Below are 14,702 nucleotides of genomic sequence, written 5' to 3'. Positions count from 1 at the left end.
GTGGACCGGCCATCCCGGGACCGGAGGTGATGACATGTCAGGCAGAGTGCTGCGCCTTGTGTGTGCCGCCGCCGTGGTGGCGGCCGGAGTCGTCGGGCCCGCGGGCGGGGCGCTGTCGGCGCCGGAGCCGGAGCCCGTCGGGACGGGGGCGCCGTCGGCTTCGGCCGAGGGGGCGCCGACGGATCCTGCTGACGGGCTGGATGCGCTGACGGATCCGGCCGAGGGGGCGGACACGCCGACGGATCCTGTCGATGGGGCTGACCCGCTGACGGATCCTCTTGATGCGGCGGACCCGCTGACGGCCCCCTTCCCCTCGTCCGCGGCCGGTGAGAAGTCCGTGGCCGGGCTCCTGGCCGAGCTGCAGAAGCTGTACCGCGCGGCCGAGCAGGCGACCGAGAAGTACAACGCGACGGCCGAGCAGTTGAAGAAGCAGACGGCTGAGGCCCGGAAGAAGAGCGACGAACTCTCGCGCGCACGGCTGGCGTTGAGCGGCAGCCGGCTCGCGGCGGGACGGCTCGCGCGCCAGATGTATCAGGGCGAGAGCGGCTTCGACGGGTACGTACGGCTGCTGCTCTCGCCCGATCCGCAGACCGCGCTCGACCAGAAGCATGTGATCGGGCGGCTCGCGCGCGAACGCGTGCAGACCGTGGGGCGGCTGACCGCCGACGAACGCAAGGCGGACGAGCTGGCGACGGCGGCGCGCAAGGCCCTGGACAAGCAGCAGGTGCTCGCGGGGCGGCAGAAGAAGCAGCGGGACGCGGTGGTGGCCAAGCTCAAGGCCGTGGAGAAGCTGCTTGCTTCGCTGAGTGCGGCGCAGATCGCCGAGGTGCGGAAGCTGGAGGCGTCCGGGACGGCAGCGGCGCAGTCGCAGTTCCTGGCGTCGGCTGCGCTGCCGGGCCCCGGTGGGGCGGCGGCTCCGTCGCGGGCGGGCGCGGAAGTGGTGCGGTGGGCCCTCGCGCAGGTCGGAAAGCCGTACGCGGCCGGGGCGCGGGGACCCCGGGCGTTCGACGCCTCTGGGCTGACGGCGGCGGCGTGGGAGCGGGCGGGGATCCGGATTCCCCGTACGGGACGCGCTCAGTGGTCCTCGTTGGAGAAGGTCCCGTTGCGGTCGGCCCGTCCCGGGGATGTCGTCGTGTACGGCCCGGACGCCGTGCACGTGGCGCTGTACATCGGGGACGGCAAGGTGGTGGACGCACCACGGCCGGGCGCGCGCGTGTCGGTCGGGCCGGTGGGCGGGCGCCAGGTCCTGGGAGTCGTACGGCCGGACCCGAACCCGGCGACAGCCCCGGGCTACCGGGCACCCTGACGGACGGCGGGCTCGACCGCGGGGGTCGAGTAGTACCCGCGCTTGTCGTCCTGCCCCCAGCTGACCGTGGGCGGAAACACCCACAGGTGCACGCCGTTGCGGCGCTCCCACGCACGGATCCGCTCGTTGCCCACCAGGGCGATCAGTAGCGCGGCCGGGCATCCCAGGGCCGCTATCGGCCAGTCGACCTGGATGGCGAGCGTCTGCGAGAACATCACGCCCACGCCCACGCCGAACAGTGAAGTCTTCCGCAGCAGCCGGCGCTGTTCGCCCTCCCGGGCAAGCAGTGCCCGAACCGGAACGATCTGGACCGCGTCGGCGAACGCACGCACCTGACGTCTCCGGCCGAGCAGGTCGACCAGCGCGAACAGAACCGGCAGGCCTGCGGCGACGCATGTCTGGGCCAGGCGCCCCGTGCCCTCGAACCCGAGGCCGTCCGCAGTCGCAAAGGCGATCACCTCGATCACGGCCGTCGCGACGAGCGCCGCCGCGCACAGCCGTCGGCGCATCGGCACGCAGCGCACGAGGTCCTTCGTGACGTACGTCTTGCGCGCCATGCCGTACCCCCCTGAGCCCCAGGGGGGTACGGATACAGCTCAGCGCGGACGCAGGTCAACTCCCCGCGACCGAGGACAAGTACGCCCCCGCCTTCTCCGGCTCGTAGAAGAAGTTCTCGAAGTCCGCCGGGTCGTTGAAGCCGTTGGCGAAGCGGTCGGCGATCGGCTGGAGGCCGCCCGCCGCGCCGATCAGGTTCAGGACGTGCTCCGGGGGCGGGGCCAGCATCGCGTTGGTCCACTTCGTGACGTGCTGGGCCGTGGCCCAGTAGCGGTCGAAGGCGGACTGCATCCAGGCCTCGTCGAACGGGCGGTCCCCGTGCTCGACAATCGAGGAGAGATACGAAGCGGCGCACTTCGAGGCCGAGTTGGAGCCCTGGCCCGTGATCGGGTCGTTGGCCACGACCACGTCCGCGACACCCAGGACCAGACCGCCGCCGGGCAGCCGGCCGATGGGGTTGCGGACCGTGGGGGCGTAGCGGCCGGACAACGTGCCGCCCGCGTCGGTGAGTTCGACCTTCGTCGCCCGCGCGTACTCCCAGGGCGTGTACTGCTCCATCAGCTCCAGGGTGAGCGCCAGGTGCTCGGACGGGTCCTTGACGCCCTGGAAGACGTCGAGCGGACCGCCCGGGATGCCCTCCCAGAAGAGGATGTCCGCGCGGCCGGACGTGGTGAGCGTCGGCATCACGAAGAGCTCGCCGACACCGGGCACCAGGTTGCAGCGCACCGCGTCGAAGTCCGGGTGCTCGGGGCGCGTGCCCAGGCCGTGGACATAGCTCACGGCGAGGGCGCGCTGCGGCTCGGCGTACGGCGAGCGCGCGGCGTCGCGGCCGAACATCGAGACCAGCTCGCCCTTGCCCGCCGCGACCAGGACAAGGTCGTACGTACGGGAGAAGTAGTCGAGGTCGGAGACGGCCGCGCCGTGGATGACGAGCTGGCCGCCGCGCTGCGCGAAGGTCTCCATCCAGCCCGCGAACTTCACGCGCTGGTCGACCGACTGCGCGTAACCGTCGAGACGGCCGACCCAGTCGATGACCCGCTGCGACTCGGGGCCGGCGACCGAGACGCCGAGGCCCTCGATGCGCGGGGCCTGGGACTCCCAGAAGTTGATCTGGAGGTCGCGCTCGTGCTGCAGCGCCGTGTGGAACATGCACTGCGTGGACATCACCCGGCCGGCCCGGATCTCGTCCGCCGTGCGGTTGGACATCAGGGTGACCTCGTAGCCCTGCGACTGCAGGCCGAGGGCGATCTGGAGACCGGACTGGCCGGCTCCCACTATCAGGATCTTTCTCATGCGCGGGCAACTCCCAGAAGCGGTACGGAGGTTATTCAGGTGTCATGTCGAGAGCGTGGCCGACCAGGGCGAGCAGCGTCTCGACCACGGGGATGCGGCGGCGCGCATCCATGATCAGGACGGGGATCCGGTCGGGCACGGTCAGGGCCTCGCGCACATCGGCCTCCGCGAACTCCTCGGTGCCCTCGAAGTGGTTGACGGCCACGACGTACGGAAGGCCGCAGCTCTCGAAGTAGTCGAGGGCCGGGAAGCACTCGTCGAGGCGCCGGGTGTCGGCGAGGACGACCGCGCCGATCGCGCCGCGTACGAGGTCGTCCCACATGAACCAGAAGCGCTGCTGGCCCGGCGTACCGAAGAGGTACAGGACGAGGTCGTCGTCGAGCGTGATGCGGCCGAAGTCCATGGCCACGGTGGTGGTCAGCTTGTCCGGGGTCGCGGTGAGGTCGTCGGAGTCCGCGCTCGCCTCGGTCATCAGGGCCTCGGTCTGCAGCGGAGTGATCTCCGAGACCGAGCCGACCAGGGTCGTCTTGCCCACACCGAAGCCGCCGGCCACCACGATCTTCGTGGCCACGGGCGCACGCGTACGGTCCAGCTGCCAGGGCTGTGCGCCCTCTTCGGCGGCGGCTACAGCTACAGGCTCGGCCGCGGGTCCGGCTTCGGCTGCGGTTGCAGCTCCGGCTTCGGCCCCGGCTTCCGCTTCGGCTTCGGCTTCGGGGAGCCAGGTTCCTATGACCGTGTCAGAGGCGACGGAGTCCACTCAGCACCCTTTCCAGCAGCGCGCGGTCGGGCTGCCCGGGGCCGTGGCCGGTCCCGTACACCCTGATCCTTCCCTGGTCGGCGAGGTCGCTGAGCAGCACGCGCACGACGCCGAGCGGCATCTTGAGGAGGGCCGAGATCTCGGCGACCGTCCGCATGCGGCGGCAGATCTCCACGATGGCCCGCAGCTCCGGCATCACCTTCGTGTGCAGGCTGCCCTGCGGGAGTTCGGGCCGGTCGTCCGGTCCGCCGTCGATGGCGGGCACGGCGGCCACGAAGGTCTCCACGAGCAGCACGTGCCCGAAGCGGGTGCGGCCGCCCGTCAGCGAGTACGGGCGGACGCGGGCGGGCCGCCGGTCGGCGCCGCGCACCGGAAGTTTCGCGTGGCTCACCGGCTCTGCGTCCTCTCCCTCGACTGCCGCAGTTCGCTGCGGAGTTCAGGGGTCAGGACGTGGCCGGCCCGGCCCACGAAGAGCGCCATGTGGTACGCCACCACGCTCATGTCGCAGTCGGGCGTGGCGTGCACGCCGAGCAGCGAGCCGTCGCTGATCGACATGACGAACAGGCTGCCCTCGTCCATCGCGACGACGGTCTGCTTCACGCCACCGCCCTCCATCAGGCGGGCGGCGCCGACGGTGAGGCTGCCGAGGCCGGAGACGATGGTGGCGAGGTCGGCACTGGAGCCGCGAGGGCCGGTGGGTGCCTGGACCTGCTCAGCGTTCTGTCCCGGGTCGGAGGACAGAAGCAGCAGGCCGTCCGAGGAGACCACCGCGACCGAGAGCAGGCCGGGGACCTCGTCCACCAGGTTCGTCAGCAGCCAGTGCAGGTTGCGGGCCTCGGTGCTTGGCGCGCCGGGCTTGCTGGACACCGTCAACTGCGGGCCTCCTTGAGTGAGTCCCCCGGTTCCGTGGTCTCTTGCTGCGGGTCCGTCTGTGGTGCGGGGTTCTGTGGTGCGGGGTTCTGCGGTGCGCTGTGCTCTGGCGGCGCCGCGTGCCGTGGTTCCGCTTCGGTCTGGTGCGGGACCTCGGGCTTCGGCTGTACGCCCCGCTCCGGCCGTCCATCGGACTCCGGCTGTACGCCCCGCTCCGGCCGTCCATCGGACTCCGGCTGTACGTCGGCGAGTTCGGCCTCGACGTCGCGGCGGCCGGTCTCCGCGCCCTGCCGGAACCCGGCGAGCCGGCGGCGCAGCGCTTCGGCGTCCACGCCCTTGGGGCGCGCGGGCGCGGTCTGTGCGGCGGGCGTGGTCACCTTCGGGGTGCGCTTGGGCAGCCCCTTGTCTGTGACGCGCTCCCACTTGGGCGCACGGGGTGCGGGTGCGGCTTCCGCCACGGGCTCCTGCGCCTGCTCCCGTTCCTGTTGCCGCTCCCGCTCCTGCTCCCGGTCCTGTTCCGCGCGCGGGGTCTCGTCCTCGGTGCGCTCATGCGCATGGTCGTCCGGGACGGCCTCGATGCGGGTGGGACGCAGAAGGTGCGGGGTGTCCAACTCCGGGGCGGGCAGCGCGAGTTCGAGCGTGGTCTCGGGGCCGGTCTCGGCGAGGTCGTCCGGGCCCTCCGGGCCCAGCGGGTCGTCGAGCGCCTGCTCCGTGTGCCGGGGCTCGCGCTCCCCGAAGGCCGCGGCGACGAGATCCTCACCGTCGAACACGGGCTCACCGCCCGAGTCCCCCGGCTCCGCGGCCACAGGGTCTGCTTCCCGTACGGGGTCGTCTTCGGCAGCCCGTACGGAATCGTCCTCCGCAGCCCGTACGACGTCATCAGCATCGGACACAGCCGGGGCGGTCTCGAAGCTCTCCGCATCCGGGGCGAGTTCGAAGCTCTCCGCACCCGGAGCGGGCTCGAAGCCCTCCTCGAAGCCCTCCGTACCCGAAGCGAGCTCGGAGCCCTCCCCCTCCGGAGCACGCTCGGGGCTCTCCGCACCCGCATCACGCCCGGAGCCCACCGCAGCCGCATCACGCTCGGCCGCCGCCACCGCGGCCTCCGCCGCCGCCACCAGGCGGGAACGGCCCGCCAGCTCGTTGGAGTTGGCCTCGGCCTCCGCGCCCGCCAGATGCAGCTCCGGCGCCGCGCCCGCCAGGGAGACGCCGGGGGTGACGGCCGCGGCCGGGGCGGCCGCGAGGATCGGCTTGGGCAGCACGGCGACCGCGGTGATCCCGCCGTGCTTCTGCTCGCGCAGCTCGACCCGCACGCCGTGGCGCGCGGCGAGGCGGCCCACCACGTACAGGCCGAGACCGAGGCCCTCGTCGCCGCCGTGCAGGGCGTCGGGGTCGAACTCGGCCAGCCGGGAGTTGACGGTGTGCAGGCGCTCGGGCGTCAGGCCGATGCCCTCGTCCTGGACGGAGAGCATCACCTCGCCGCTCTCCAGGAGCCAGCCCGAGACCTCGACCGCCGCGTCGGGCGGCGAGAACGACGTGGCGTTCTCCAGGAGTTCGGCGAGCAGGTGGCTCAGGTCGTCGGCGGCGAATCCGGCCAGATGCGCGTGCGGCGGCAGCGCGGCGATCCGGACGCGCTCATAGCGCTCGATCTCGCTGACCGCAGCCCGTACGACATCCACCAGAGGCACCGGGCCCGGGTGCGCGTGCTTGTGCTCGGCGCCCGCGAGGACCAGGAGGTTCTCGCTGTGCCGGCGCATCACCGTGGCGAAGTGGTCCAGCTTGAAGAGCGTGGCGAGGCGCTCGGGGTCCTCCTCGCGCTCCTCGAGGCCCTCGATCACGGCGAGCTGCCGCTCGACGAGCCCGAGGGTGCGCAGCGCGAGGTTGACGAACGTGCTCTGCACGCTGTCCTCGACCCGCTGCAACTCGTCGCGCGCGGCGGCCAGTTCCTTGCGCAGGCCGACCCGCTCGCAGGCCAGCTGCTCGCGCTCGCCCACGAAGTGCTTGCGGTCCTCCTCCAGGACACCGACCCGTGCGTGCAGCTTGACGGTGTGCTCGTACAGCGCGTTGACGGACCGTACGACCGCGGCGAACTCGTCGTTGCGCCCGGTGTAGCGCACCGGCTCCTCGGACCCCGGACCGCCGGCGAGCCGGGCGGTGCCCAGGCGCAGGGCGGCCAGCGGCTGGGTGAGCGTACGGGCCACGGCGATCCCGACGCCGAGGGCGAGCAGGGCGAGCACGCCGACGAGGGCGATCCGCAGTTCGAGCGCGGTGACGTCGTCGTCGCGGAGCTTGTTCAGATCCCTGATGCGCTCGGTGACCAGGGAGTTCTCCACGCTGCGCAGCTGGTCGACGCGGGCCGTGAGAGAGGTGGCGATCTTCTCGCTGTTGTAGCCGAGTTCCTCGGTGTTCAGCGTCGGGCGGTCGGTGAGACGGGCGATGTAGCGGTCCGCGGTGGCCACGTCGGGCCCGGTGACGGTCGTGCGCAGCTTGGCCCGCTGGTCCACGGGAGCGCCGGCGGCGAACGCGTCGAGCGCCGCCCGCTCACCGAGTCGGGCCTCGTACGCCGCGGTGGTGAGGGCGTCGCGGCGGCGGTCGTCGGGGGTGCGGGCCGCCTGCGCGGTGACGGGCAGACCGGTCAGCGGGTCGATCACGGTCTGCGGGGCGGTGCGCGGTGTGGCGTACGCGGCGAGCAGCAGCCCGCGGACCTCACCGGCCTGTGCGACGGCACGGTCGAGATCGGCGAGCGCGTGCCGGCCCTTTCCGGCGCGCGCGGGCAGCTGGTCGGCGAGCTCCTCGGTGAGCCGGTGCAGCTCGGTGAGGGCCTGGGTGTACGCGGTGTGCACTTCGAGCGCCGAACCCTCGCCCTCACCGGAGCGGGCCTCGCGGCGCACACTCGTGAAGGCCGCGAGGTCCTCGCGCAGGGACGGCGGGGCTTCGGCGCGCAGTTCGGCGAGCTGCCGGTCGACCCGCGTACCCGGTCCTGGCTGCTTGTCCTCGGGACGGCCCGCGGCGATGTACGAGGTCACCTCGTCGCGTTCGTCGCTCAGCGCGTGCGCGAGCGTGACGGTCCGCTGGGTGAGCTCGGCGAGGTCCACCAGACTCTGGGTGTCGGCCACTTGGGAGGAGGCACCCAGGACGGCGGGGGCGCCCGCGCCGACGACGGCGGCGGTGACCACCGCGACGGCGGCGATCAGACGGCTGCGTACCCGGACCGTCCGGCCCCGTCCGGCCTCACCAGGCTGCTCGCTCTGGCCTGGTCTGGCCTCACCAGGCCGCTTGCTCTGCACCGGTGCTCGCATCCTCGTTGCTCTCGGTGTTCTTGTCGTGCGCCGCCCGGGCCGTGAGCTCAGGCGTCGCATGCGCCGCGAGGTGCGGCACAGGGCGCGGGGGCTGCTTGCTGTGCCGCGTCGTCCACCGTGTCCGGTGTGGTGACGTGCCCTCTCTGGTACGGCTTATGACCATTCCAGCGCGCCCGGGTGGCGGTCGCCCTTAGTCGGGCGGGCCACCCGAAGGAGTGAACCTCGCCGGGAGTTGAGGGATCAAGTTCCACTTCACTTCGATTGCGGGGGCGCGCGGGGCGCCGGTTGGACGGCGGGCGCGGCCTTTGGCAAGATGCCCCGCCACTTCGGCGGCAAAGGGTGTGGTCCAGGCCAACTCGCCCTCTCCGCGCCCTCTGTGAAGGTCCCGCGCACACTCGTGCAGACTGCATGGATGCGCGTCGAACTCTGTACGGAACCCGGCAACCCCGCACGCCCCAACGAGGACTTCGCCTCCGTGGCGCTGCCCGCATCAGGACAGGGCGGGGCGCTGGTCGTCCTGGACGGCGTGACGCCACCCGAGGGCGACGACGGTTGTGTGCACGACGTGCCCTGGTTCGTGGCCCGACTTGGGGGTGCTCTGTGTGAACTGTCCGTTTCGCGGCGGGACATGACCCTGGCCGAGATCCTCTCCGCGGCGATCGGCCGCACCGCGGACGCCCACCGCACCACCTGTGACCTTTCTCACTCCCGTACGCCTCAGGCGACGGTGGTCCTGGCGCGCTGGGACGCCGAGACGGTCGAACATCTGGTGCTCTCCGACTCGGCACTGCTCGTCGAGTCGCCGGACGGCGAGGTCGACGTGGTGCTCGACCGCAGGCTGGACACACTGCCGGAGCGCGTGACGCGGGCGCGTTCCCTGGTGCGTTCGCTGCCGGAGGGCACACCGGAACGGGCAGCCGCGGTCCAGGCGTACGTCGCCGAGGTCGAATCCCTGCGCAACGCCGAGGACGGCTTCTTCACGGCGGCCGCGGACCCCTCGGCGGCCTTCCGCGCGATCACGGGCAGCCGCGCACGTGCCGACGTGCGCACCCTGGCGGGCCTCACCGACGGGGCGACGCGCTGGGTGGAGAAGCTGGGCGAGGGCGACTGGACGGAGTGCTTCGCCTATCTGCGCAAGGCAGGGCCGCAGGGTCTGGTGGACCGGGTGCGGGTGCTGGAGCGGGAGCGGGTGGCCGCGGGGGTACGGGTCGGCGGGAAGGCGCACGACGACGCGACCGCGGTGTGGGTGGAGCTCTAGGGGCACCCGCGTCGTCGAGCGCGCGGCCCGCTACTGGTCGGCGGCGCCCGCGTTCAGCTGGTGCAGCAGGCGGGCGAGTTCGGCCACTTCGGAGCGGTCCCAGTCGGCGAGCTGGCGCACATAGCGCTCACGGCGGGCGCCCCGCACCGTACGGAAGCGCTCACGGCCCTCGTCCGTGAGCCGCACAAGGGCCGCCCGCCCGTCCGCGGGATCGGGCTCGCGCGCCACCAGGCCGAGATCCTCCAGGGCCCGCAGCTGGCGGCTCATCGTGGCCTTGCCGACGCCGAAGTACGCGGCGAGGTCCGTGGCCCGCTGCGGCCCGCCCTCCTCCAGACGTACGAGGAGGCCGTACGCGGCAGGTTCGAGCTCCGGGTGGACCGCACGCGCCATCTCCCCGGAACTGGCCCGTGCGCGCCGCAGGAAGACCGTCAACTCCCGCTCCAGGGCGAGGAATTCGTGGTCCACACCACTCTCCGGCATACCGGGGCGCGCGGTGCCGTCTCCGCGGTCGTGCACTTCAGAGGCCATCAAACGCTTTCCGATGCTGAAAGTTTCCGCCAACCGCGGCCGTTGCCGCAGCTCGGCCAGTATTTCGCAGGCGTAGACCAACGGCAGCCCCAAGGCCCTCTTCCCACCCGCGAGTCCTGCTGCGTAGCTTCATTGGTGACATGTCCACGCCCTGATTGGGCGACATGTCGACAGATCCCCCCACCGGAGCCCGGCCGCCGGGCTCCACGAGGCCTTCGGAGGCACGCACATGTCCGTGCACAGACCCGGAAGACCCCGTACCACCCGCCGGCCGCTCCCGCTGAGCTCCCGCTCACGCCTGACCGCGGCCGGCGTTCTTCTGTCCGTCCTCTCCCTCCTGTTCACGCTGCCCGCCACGTCCCAGGCCGCCGACACCGCCGACAAACCGGCGCGCGGCGAGGCCCACATGGGCATGGGCGTCGTGCAGCACGACGGCCAGGGCGGACTGCCCCGCGACACCCGCGCCGTCCAGACCGAGGGCGTCGACGTCTCCAGCCACCAGGGCAACGTCAACTGGTCGTCCCTGTGGACGAGCGGAGTGAAGTGGGCCTACGTGAAGGCCACGGAGGGGACGTACTACAAGAACCCCTACTTCGCGCAGCAGTACAACGGCTCGTACAACGTCGGCATGATCCGCGGCGCCTACCACTTCGCGACCCCCGACACGACCTCCGGTGCGACCCAGGCCGACTACTTCGTCAACAACGGCGGCGGCTGGTCCCGCGACGGCAAGACCCTGCCGGGCGCGCTGGACATCGAGTGGAACCCGTACGGAGCGGCCTGCTACGGCAAGTCCCAGTCGGCGATGGTCACTTGGATCCGCGACTTCCTGAACCGCTACAAGGCCCGCACGGGCCGCGACGCGGTCATCTACACGGCGACGAGCTGGTGGACCCAGTGCACGGGCAACTACGGCGGCTTCGGCACGACCAACCCCCTGTGGATCGCCCGCTACAACACGACACCGGGGACGCTGCCGGCTGGGTGGGGGTACTACACGATGTGGCAGTACACCTCCTCCGGGCCCATCGTCGGTGACCACAACAAGTTCAACGGGGCGCTCGACCGCGTGGTGGCGCTGGCCAACGGCTGACCCGCGCGGCACCACCGGGGCCCGGTCACCCGTGGGGGGTGGCCGGGTCCTGCGTGTGCAGCCTGACGTGGAGGGCGTGGACTTCTTCCGCCAGCTCCGGGACCGGGCCCTCCACGATGATCTGGGGGGCGACCGCGTTCACGGGGAGGGGAGCGACCGGGCCCGCCGGGACGCCCAAGTCGGTGAGCCACTGGGTGAGTTGGGCCGAGGACGCGACGTAGACGATGCGGGCGAGGCCGACCCAGGCGTGGGCGGCGGAGCACATGGGGCAGTGTTCGCCGGAGGTGTAGACGGTGGCGCCCGCGCGCTCCTCGGGGGTCATGTGGGCGGCGGCCCAGCGGGCGAGCTCGAACTCGGGGTGGCGGGTGTGGTCGCCGCCGGCCACACGGTTGCGGTCCTCGGCGCGGGCGTTGCCCTCGGCGTCGACGAGGACGGAGCCGAAGGGTTCGTCGCCGGCGTCGAGGGCTTCGGTGGCGAGTTCCACGCAGCGGCGTAGGTGGGCGAGGTCGGCTTCGTTCAGCATGGGATCAGGCTAAGCCGGGGGTCGCCCGGGCCGGCGGCCCCGGGCCGCGGGTCCCCCGCCTGCCGGTGCGTGCGGGTGGTCGGCATCATGGCCGTATGAGTGTTCCTGCAGAAACAGGTGCGGCGGCCGCGGCCCGAGTACGGCGTGCGGCCGTCGGCGATCTCCCCGCGATCGTCCGGCTCGTGGGCGAGCATGCCGAGTACGAGAAGGCGCCGGCTCCGCCGGAGGGGCTTGCGGGGCGGCTGGAGCGGCTGCTGTTCGGGTCGGATGCGCCGCGGTTGCGGTGTTTCGTCGCGGAGTCGGGCAGCGGTGAGGTCGTGGGGTACGCGACCTGCGCGCCGGAGGTGTCCACGTGGGACGGGGCCGAGTACCTCCACATGGACTGTCTGTTCCTGCGGGACGGGCAGCGGGGGCTCGGGCTCGGGCCGCGTCTGGTGCAGGCGGTGGTGGACGAGGCGCGGGCCCTGGGGTGCGATCACGTGCAGTGGCAGACGCCGGTGTGGAACGTGGACGCGGTGCGGTTCTACGAGCGGATCGGGGCGCGGGCCACGGAGAAGCTGCGGTTCCGGCTGCCGGTGGGTACGGCGTGAAAGGGCCAGGGCCCCCGCGATCGCGGGGGCCCTGGCTTTTCTCATCCGGTCGCGTCCGTCACGCCGCGACCGGAACCTGAGCCGTCACGCCGCGACCGGAACCTCCACCTGCGCCCCGTTCGAGGCGGGCGCCAGGGCCAGTTCGAGGACCTGGCGGACGTCCGTCACCGGGTGGACGTCCAGCTTCTGCAGGACCTCCGCCGGTACGTCGTCCAGGTCGGCCTCGTTGCGCTTCGGGATGATCACCGTGGTGACGCCCGCCCGGTGTGCGGCGAGCAGCTTCTGCTTCACGCCGCCGATGGGCAGCACCCGGCCGGTCAGCGAGACCTCTCCCGTCATCGCCACGTCCGTACGGACAAGGCGTCCGGACAGGAGCGAGGCGAGAGCCGTCGTCATCGTGATGCCGGCGCTCGGACCGTCCTTCGGGACCGCGCCCGCGGGGAAGTGGATGTGCACCCCGCGGTCCTTCAAGTCGGCCACCGGGAGCTCCAGTTCCGCGCCGTGCGAGCGCAGGAAGCTCAGGGCGATCTGTGCGGACTCCTTCATGACGTCGCCGAGCTGACCGGTGAGGGTCAGGCCCGCCGCGCCCGTCTCCGGGTCGGCGAGGGAGGCCTCGACGAAGAGGACGTCGCCGCCCGCGCCGGTCACCGCGAGTCCGGTCGCCACGCCGGGTACGGCGGTGCGCCGCTCGGCCGGGTCCTGGGCGGACTCGGGCACGTGGTGCGGGCGTCCGATGAGGTCGCGCAGATCGTCGGCGCCGACCGTGAACGGCAGCTCGCGGTCGCCGAGTTCGTGCTGCGCGGCCACCTTGCGGAGCACCCGGGTGATGGCGCGCTCCAGGTTGCGGACGCCGGCCTCGCGGGTGTACTCGCCGGCCAGCTTGCGCAGCGCGTCCTCCTCGACGGTGACCTCGTCGCCGTTCAGACCCGAGCGCTCCAGCTGCCGGGGCAGCAGGTGGTCGCGGGCGATGACGACCTTCTCGTCCTCGGTGTAGCCGTCGAGCCGGACGAGGTCCATGCGGTCGAGCAGGGCCTCGGGGATGGCTTCGAGGACGTTGGCCGTGGCCAGGAAGACGACGTCGCTCAGGTCGAGTTCGACCTCCAGGTAGTGGTCGCGGAAGGTGTGGTTCTGCGCCGGGTCGAGGACCTCCAGGAGGGCGGCCGCGGGGTCGCCGCGGAAGTCGGAGCCGACCTTGTCGATCTCGTCGAGGAGCACGACCGGGTTCATGGACCCGGCCTCCTTGATGGCGCGGACGATCCGGCCGGGCAGCGCGCCGACGTACGTACGGCGGTGTCCGCGGATCTCCGCCTCGTCCCGTACGCCGCCGAGGGCGACCCGGACGAACTTGCGGCCCATCGCGTGCGCGACGGACTCGCCGAGCGAGGTCTTGCCGACTCCGGGCGGGCCGACGAGCGCGAGAACGGCTCCTCCGCGTCGCCCGCCGACCACGCCCAGGCCCCGGTCGGTGCGCCGCTTGCGCACCGCCAGGTATTCGGTGATCCGCTCCTTCACGTCGTCGAGGCCCGCGTGCTCGGCATCGAGGACGGCCTTGGCGCCCTGGATGTCGTACGCGTCCTCGGTCCGCTCGTTCCAGGGGAGTTCGAGGACGGTGTCCAGCCAGGTGCGGATCCAGCTGCCCTCGGGGGACTGGTCGCTGGACCGCTCCAGCTTGTCGACCTCCTTGAGCGCGGCCTCCTGTACCTTCTCGGGCAGGTCGGCGGCCTCGACCCGGGCGCGGTAGTCGTCCGACTCCTCGCCGTCCTGCTCGCCGTTGAGCTCGCGCAGCTCCTTGCGTACGGCTTCGAGCTGGCGGCGGAGCAGGAACTCGCGCTGCTGCTTGTCGACGCCTTCCTGTACGTCCTTGGCGATGGACTCGGCGACGTCCTGCTCGGCGAGGTGCTCGCCGAGCCACTGGATGGCGAGCTTGAGGCGGGCCACCGGGTCGGTGGTCTCCAGGAGTTCGACCTTCTGCTCCGTGGAGAGGAACGGTGAGTAGCCGGAGTTGTCCGCGAGCGCGCCGACCTCGTCGATCTGCTGGACGCGGTCGACGACCTGCCAGGCGCCGCGCTTGCGCAGCCAGCTGGTGGCGAGTGCCTTGTATTCCTTGACCAGTTCGGCGACCTGGCCGGGCAGGGGGTCGGGGGCGCTGTCGTCCACCTGGGTCCCTTCGACCCAGAGGGCGGCGCCCGGTCCCGTGGTCCCGGCCCCGATCTTGATGCGCCGCCGGGCCCTGATCAGGGCGCCGGGGTCGCCGTCGGCGAGGCGGCCGACCTGCTCGACCGTGCCGAGCACGCCGATGCCCGCGTACGTGCCGTCGATGCGCGGCACGAGCAGCACGCGTGGCTTCCCGGCCCGCCCGTCGCCCGACCACCGCCCCTCATCGTCGGGGCTGCGCCCCGGCCCCTCCTGTCGGCGTGCGGCGGCCTGAGCGGCCTCCACCGCGGCGCGTACATCGGGATCGTTGAGGTCGAGCGGCACGACCATGCCGGGGAGCACGACCTCGTCATCGAGCGGGAGCACGGGCAGGGTGAGCGGATTGGACGTCGAAGCCATGATCTTCCCTTCGGCATGCAAGTTGAGTTATGCCGACTCAATGCTTGTGCGCCGCCGGATGTTCCCCGACGGGCGTTCGC

At 72.1% G+C, this 14,702-nt stretch carries 13 protein-coding genes; 4 read left to right on the top strand and 9 right to left on the bottom strand.

Going from position 1 to position 14,702, the window contains the following annotated elements; genetic code table 11:
• Positions 1-34 precede the first annotated feature (34 nt).
• Positions 35-1,306: a C40 family peptidase gene (locus tag H9Y04_RS01800; protein WP_187811792.1), complete on the top strand. Its 1,272-nt coding sequence runs from the start codon at positions 35-37 to the stop codon at positions 1,304-1,306.
• Here the strand turns inward: H9Y04_RS01800 and H9Y04_RS01795 are convergent.
• From H9Y04_RS01795 to H9Y04_RS01770, 6 genes are all read right to left on the bottom strand, one after another.
• Positions 1,291-1,863, bottom strand: a complete 573-nt coding sequence (locus H9Y04_RS01795; RefSeq protein ID WP_187811791.1) for a hypothetical protein — start codon at positions 1,861-1,863, stop codon at positions 1,291-1,293. The two genes, H9Y04_RS01800 and H9Y04_RS01795, sit on opposite strands and share 16 nt — an antisense overlap.
• Before the next feature lie 55 nt (positions 1,864-1,918).
• The gene (locus H9Y04_RS01790) at positions 1,919-3,154 is read right to left on the bottom strand and encodes a styrene monooxygenase/indole monooxygenase family protein (RefSeq protein WP_187811790.1); all 1,236 of its coding nucleotides are present in this window, start codon (positions 3,152-3,154) and stop codon (positions 1,919-1,921) included.
• 31 nt (positions 3,155-3,185) lie between these two features.
• Positions 3,186-3,746: a GTP-binding protein gene (locus tag H9Y04_RS01785; protein WP_214660758.1), complete on the bottom strand. Its 561-nt coding sequence runs from the start codon at positions 3,744-3,746 to the stop codon at positions 3,186-3,188.
• A 145-nt stretch (positions 3,747-3,891) separates the two neighbouring features.
• The gene (locus H9Y04_RS01780; protein ID WP_187811789.1) at positions 3,892-4,302 is read right to left on the bottom strand and encodes a DUF742 domain-containing protein; all 411 of its coding nucleotides are present in this window, start codon (positions 4,300-4,302) and stop codon (positions 3,892-3,894) included.
• Positions 4,299-4,778, bottom strand: a complete 480-nt coding sequence (locus tag H9Y04_RS01775) for a roadblock/LC7 domain-containing protein (protein WP_187811887.1) — start codon at positions 4,776-4,778, stop codon at positions 4,299-4,301. The genes H9Y04_RS01780 and H9Y04_RS01775 overlap by 4 nt, the downstream gene beginning before the upstream one ends.
• A 2-nt stretch (positions 4,779-4,780) precedes the next feature.
• Positions 4,781-8,077: a sensor histidine kinase gene (locus H9Y04_RS01770; protein ID WP_187811788.1), complete on the bottom strand. Its 3,297-nt coding sequence runs from the start codon at positions 8,075-8,077 to the stop codon at positions 4,781-4,783.
• A 412-nt stretch (positions 8,078-8,489) separates the two neighbouring features.
• Here H9Y04_RS01770 and H9Y04_RS01765 point away from each other — a divergent pair, with 412 nt between their 5' ends.
• Positions 8,490-9,335 (top strand): hypothetical protein, encoded by an 846-nt coding sequence (locus H9Y04_RS01765; protein WP_187811787.1) that lies wholly within the window; start codon positions 8,490-8,492, stop codon positions 9,333-9,335.
• Positions 9,336-9,365: 30 nt separating this feature from the next.
• Here the strand turns inward: H9Y04_RS01765 and H9Y04_RS01760 are convergent, their stop codons facing one another.
• Positions 9,366-9,815, bottom strand: coding sequence for a MarR family winged helix-turn-helix transcriptional regulator (locus tag H9Y04_RS01760; protein WP_236070535.1), 450 nt, complete (start codon positions 9,813-9,815; stop codon positions 9,366-9,368).
• 277 nt (positions 9,816-10,092) lie between these two features.
• Here H9Y04_RS01760 and H9Y04_RS01755 point away from each other — a divergent pair, with 277 nt between their 5' ends.
• On the top strand, positions 10,093-10,956 hold the full coding sequence (locus H9Y04_RS01755; RefSeq protein WP_187811785.1) for a lysozyme: 864 nt from the start codon (positions 10,093-10,095) through the stop codon (positions 10,954-10,956).
• A gap of 25 nt (positions 10,957-10,981) precedes the next feature.
• Here the strand turns inward: H9Y04_RS01755 and H9Y04_RS01750 are convergent, their stop codons facing one another.
• Positions 10,982-11,479 carry a nucleoside deaminase gene (locus H9Y04_RS01750; protein WP_187811784.1) on the bottom strand — a complete coding sequence of 166 codons (498 nt, stop codon included), beginning with the start codon at positions 11,477-11,479 and terminating at the stop codon, positions 10,982-10,984.
• Positions 11,480-11,574: 95 nt separating this feature from the next.
• On the opposite strand from H9Y04_RS01750, the gene H9Y04_RS01745 reads away from it, so the two are divergent.
• On the top strand, positions 11,575-12,069 hold the full coding sequence (locus H9Y04_RS01745) for a GNAT family N-acetyltransferase (RefSeq protein ID WP_187811783.1): 495 nt from the start codon (positions 11,575-11,577) through the stop codon (positions 12,067-12,069).
• 84 nt (positions 12,070-12,153) lie between these two features.
• Here the strand turns inward: H9Y04_RS01745 and lon are convergent, their stop codons facing one another.
• Positions 12,154-14,622 (bottom strand): endopeptidase La, encoded by a 2,469-nt coding sequence (lon, locus tag H9Y04_RS01740; RefSeq protein ID WP_187811782.1) that lies wholly within the window; start codon positions 14,620-14,622, stop codon positions 12,154-12,156.
• Positions 14,623-14,702: the final 80 nt, after the last annotated feature.

Origin of the sequence: Streptomyces polyasparticus, assembly GCF_014493765.1 — a bacterium.
GTDB lineage: Bacteria > Actinomycetota > Actinomycetes > Streptomycetales > Streptomycetaceae > Streptomyces > Streptomyces polyasparticus.
The sequence above is the reverse complement of the archived record's forward strand: the minus strand, read 5'-3'. Positions and strand labels throughout refer to the sequence as shown.

Excerpts from the sequence above, each read along its gene's own strand:
- H9Y04_RS01760 (WP_236070535.1), bottom strand. The coding sequence starts at position 9,815 with ATGCCGGAGAGTGGTGTGGACCACGAATTCCTCGCCCTGGAGCGGGAG.
- H9Y04_RS01765 (WP_187811787.1), top strand. The coding sequence starts at position 8,490 with ATGCGCGTCGAACTCTGTACGGAACCCGGCAACCCCGCACGCCCCAAC.
- H9Y04_RS01755 (WP_187811785.1), top strand. The coding sequence starts at position 10,093 with ATGTCCGTGCACAGACCCGGAAGACCCCGTACCACCCGCCGGCCGCTC.
- H9Y04_RS01770 (WP_187811788.1), bottom strand. The coding sequence starts at position 8,077 with ATGCGAGCACCGGTGCAGAGCAAGCGGCCTGGTGAGGCCAGACCAGGC.
- H9Y04_RS01800 (WP_187811792.1), top strand. The coding sequence starts at position 35 with ATGTCAGGCAGAGTGCTGCGCCTTGTGTGTGCCGCCGCCGTGGTGGCG.
- H9Y04_RS01750 (WP_187811784.1), bottom strand. The coding sequence starts at position 11,479 with ATGCTGAACGAAGCCGACCTCGCCCACCTACGCCGCTGCGTGGAACTC.
- H9Y04_RS01745 (WP_187811783.1), top strand. The coding sequence starts at position 11,575 with ATGAGTGTTCCTGCAGAAACAGGTGCGGCGGCCGCGGCCCGAGTACGG.
- H9Y04_RS01790 (WP_187811790.1), bottom strand. The coding sequence starts at position 3,154 with ATGAGAAAGATCCTGATAGTGGGAGCCGGCCAGTCCGGTCTCCAGATC.
- lon (WP_187811782.1), bottom strand. The coding sequence starts at position 14,622 with ATGGCTTCGACGTCCAATCCGCTCACCCTGCCCGTGCTCCCGCTCGAT.
- H9Y04_RS01795 (WP_187811791.1), bottom strand. The coding sequence starts at position 1,863 with ATGGCGCGCAAGACGTACGTCACGAAGGACCTCGTGCGCTGCGTGCCG.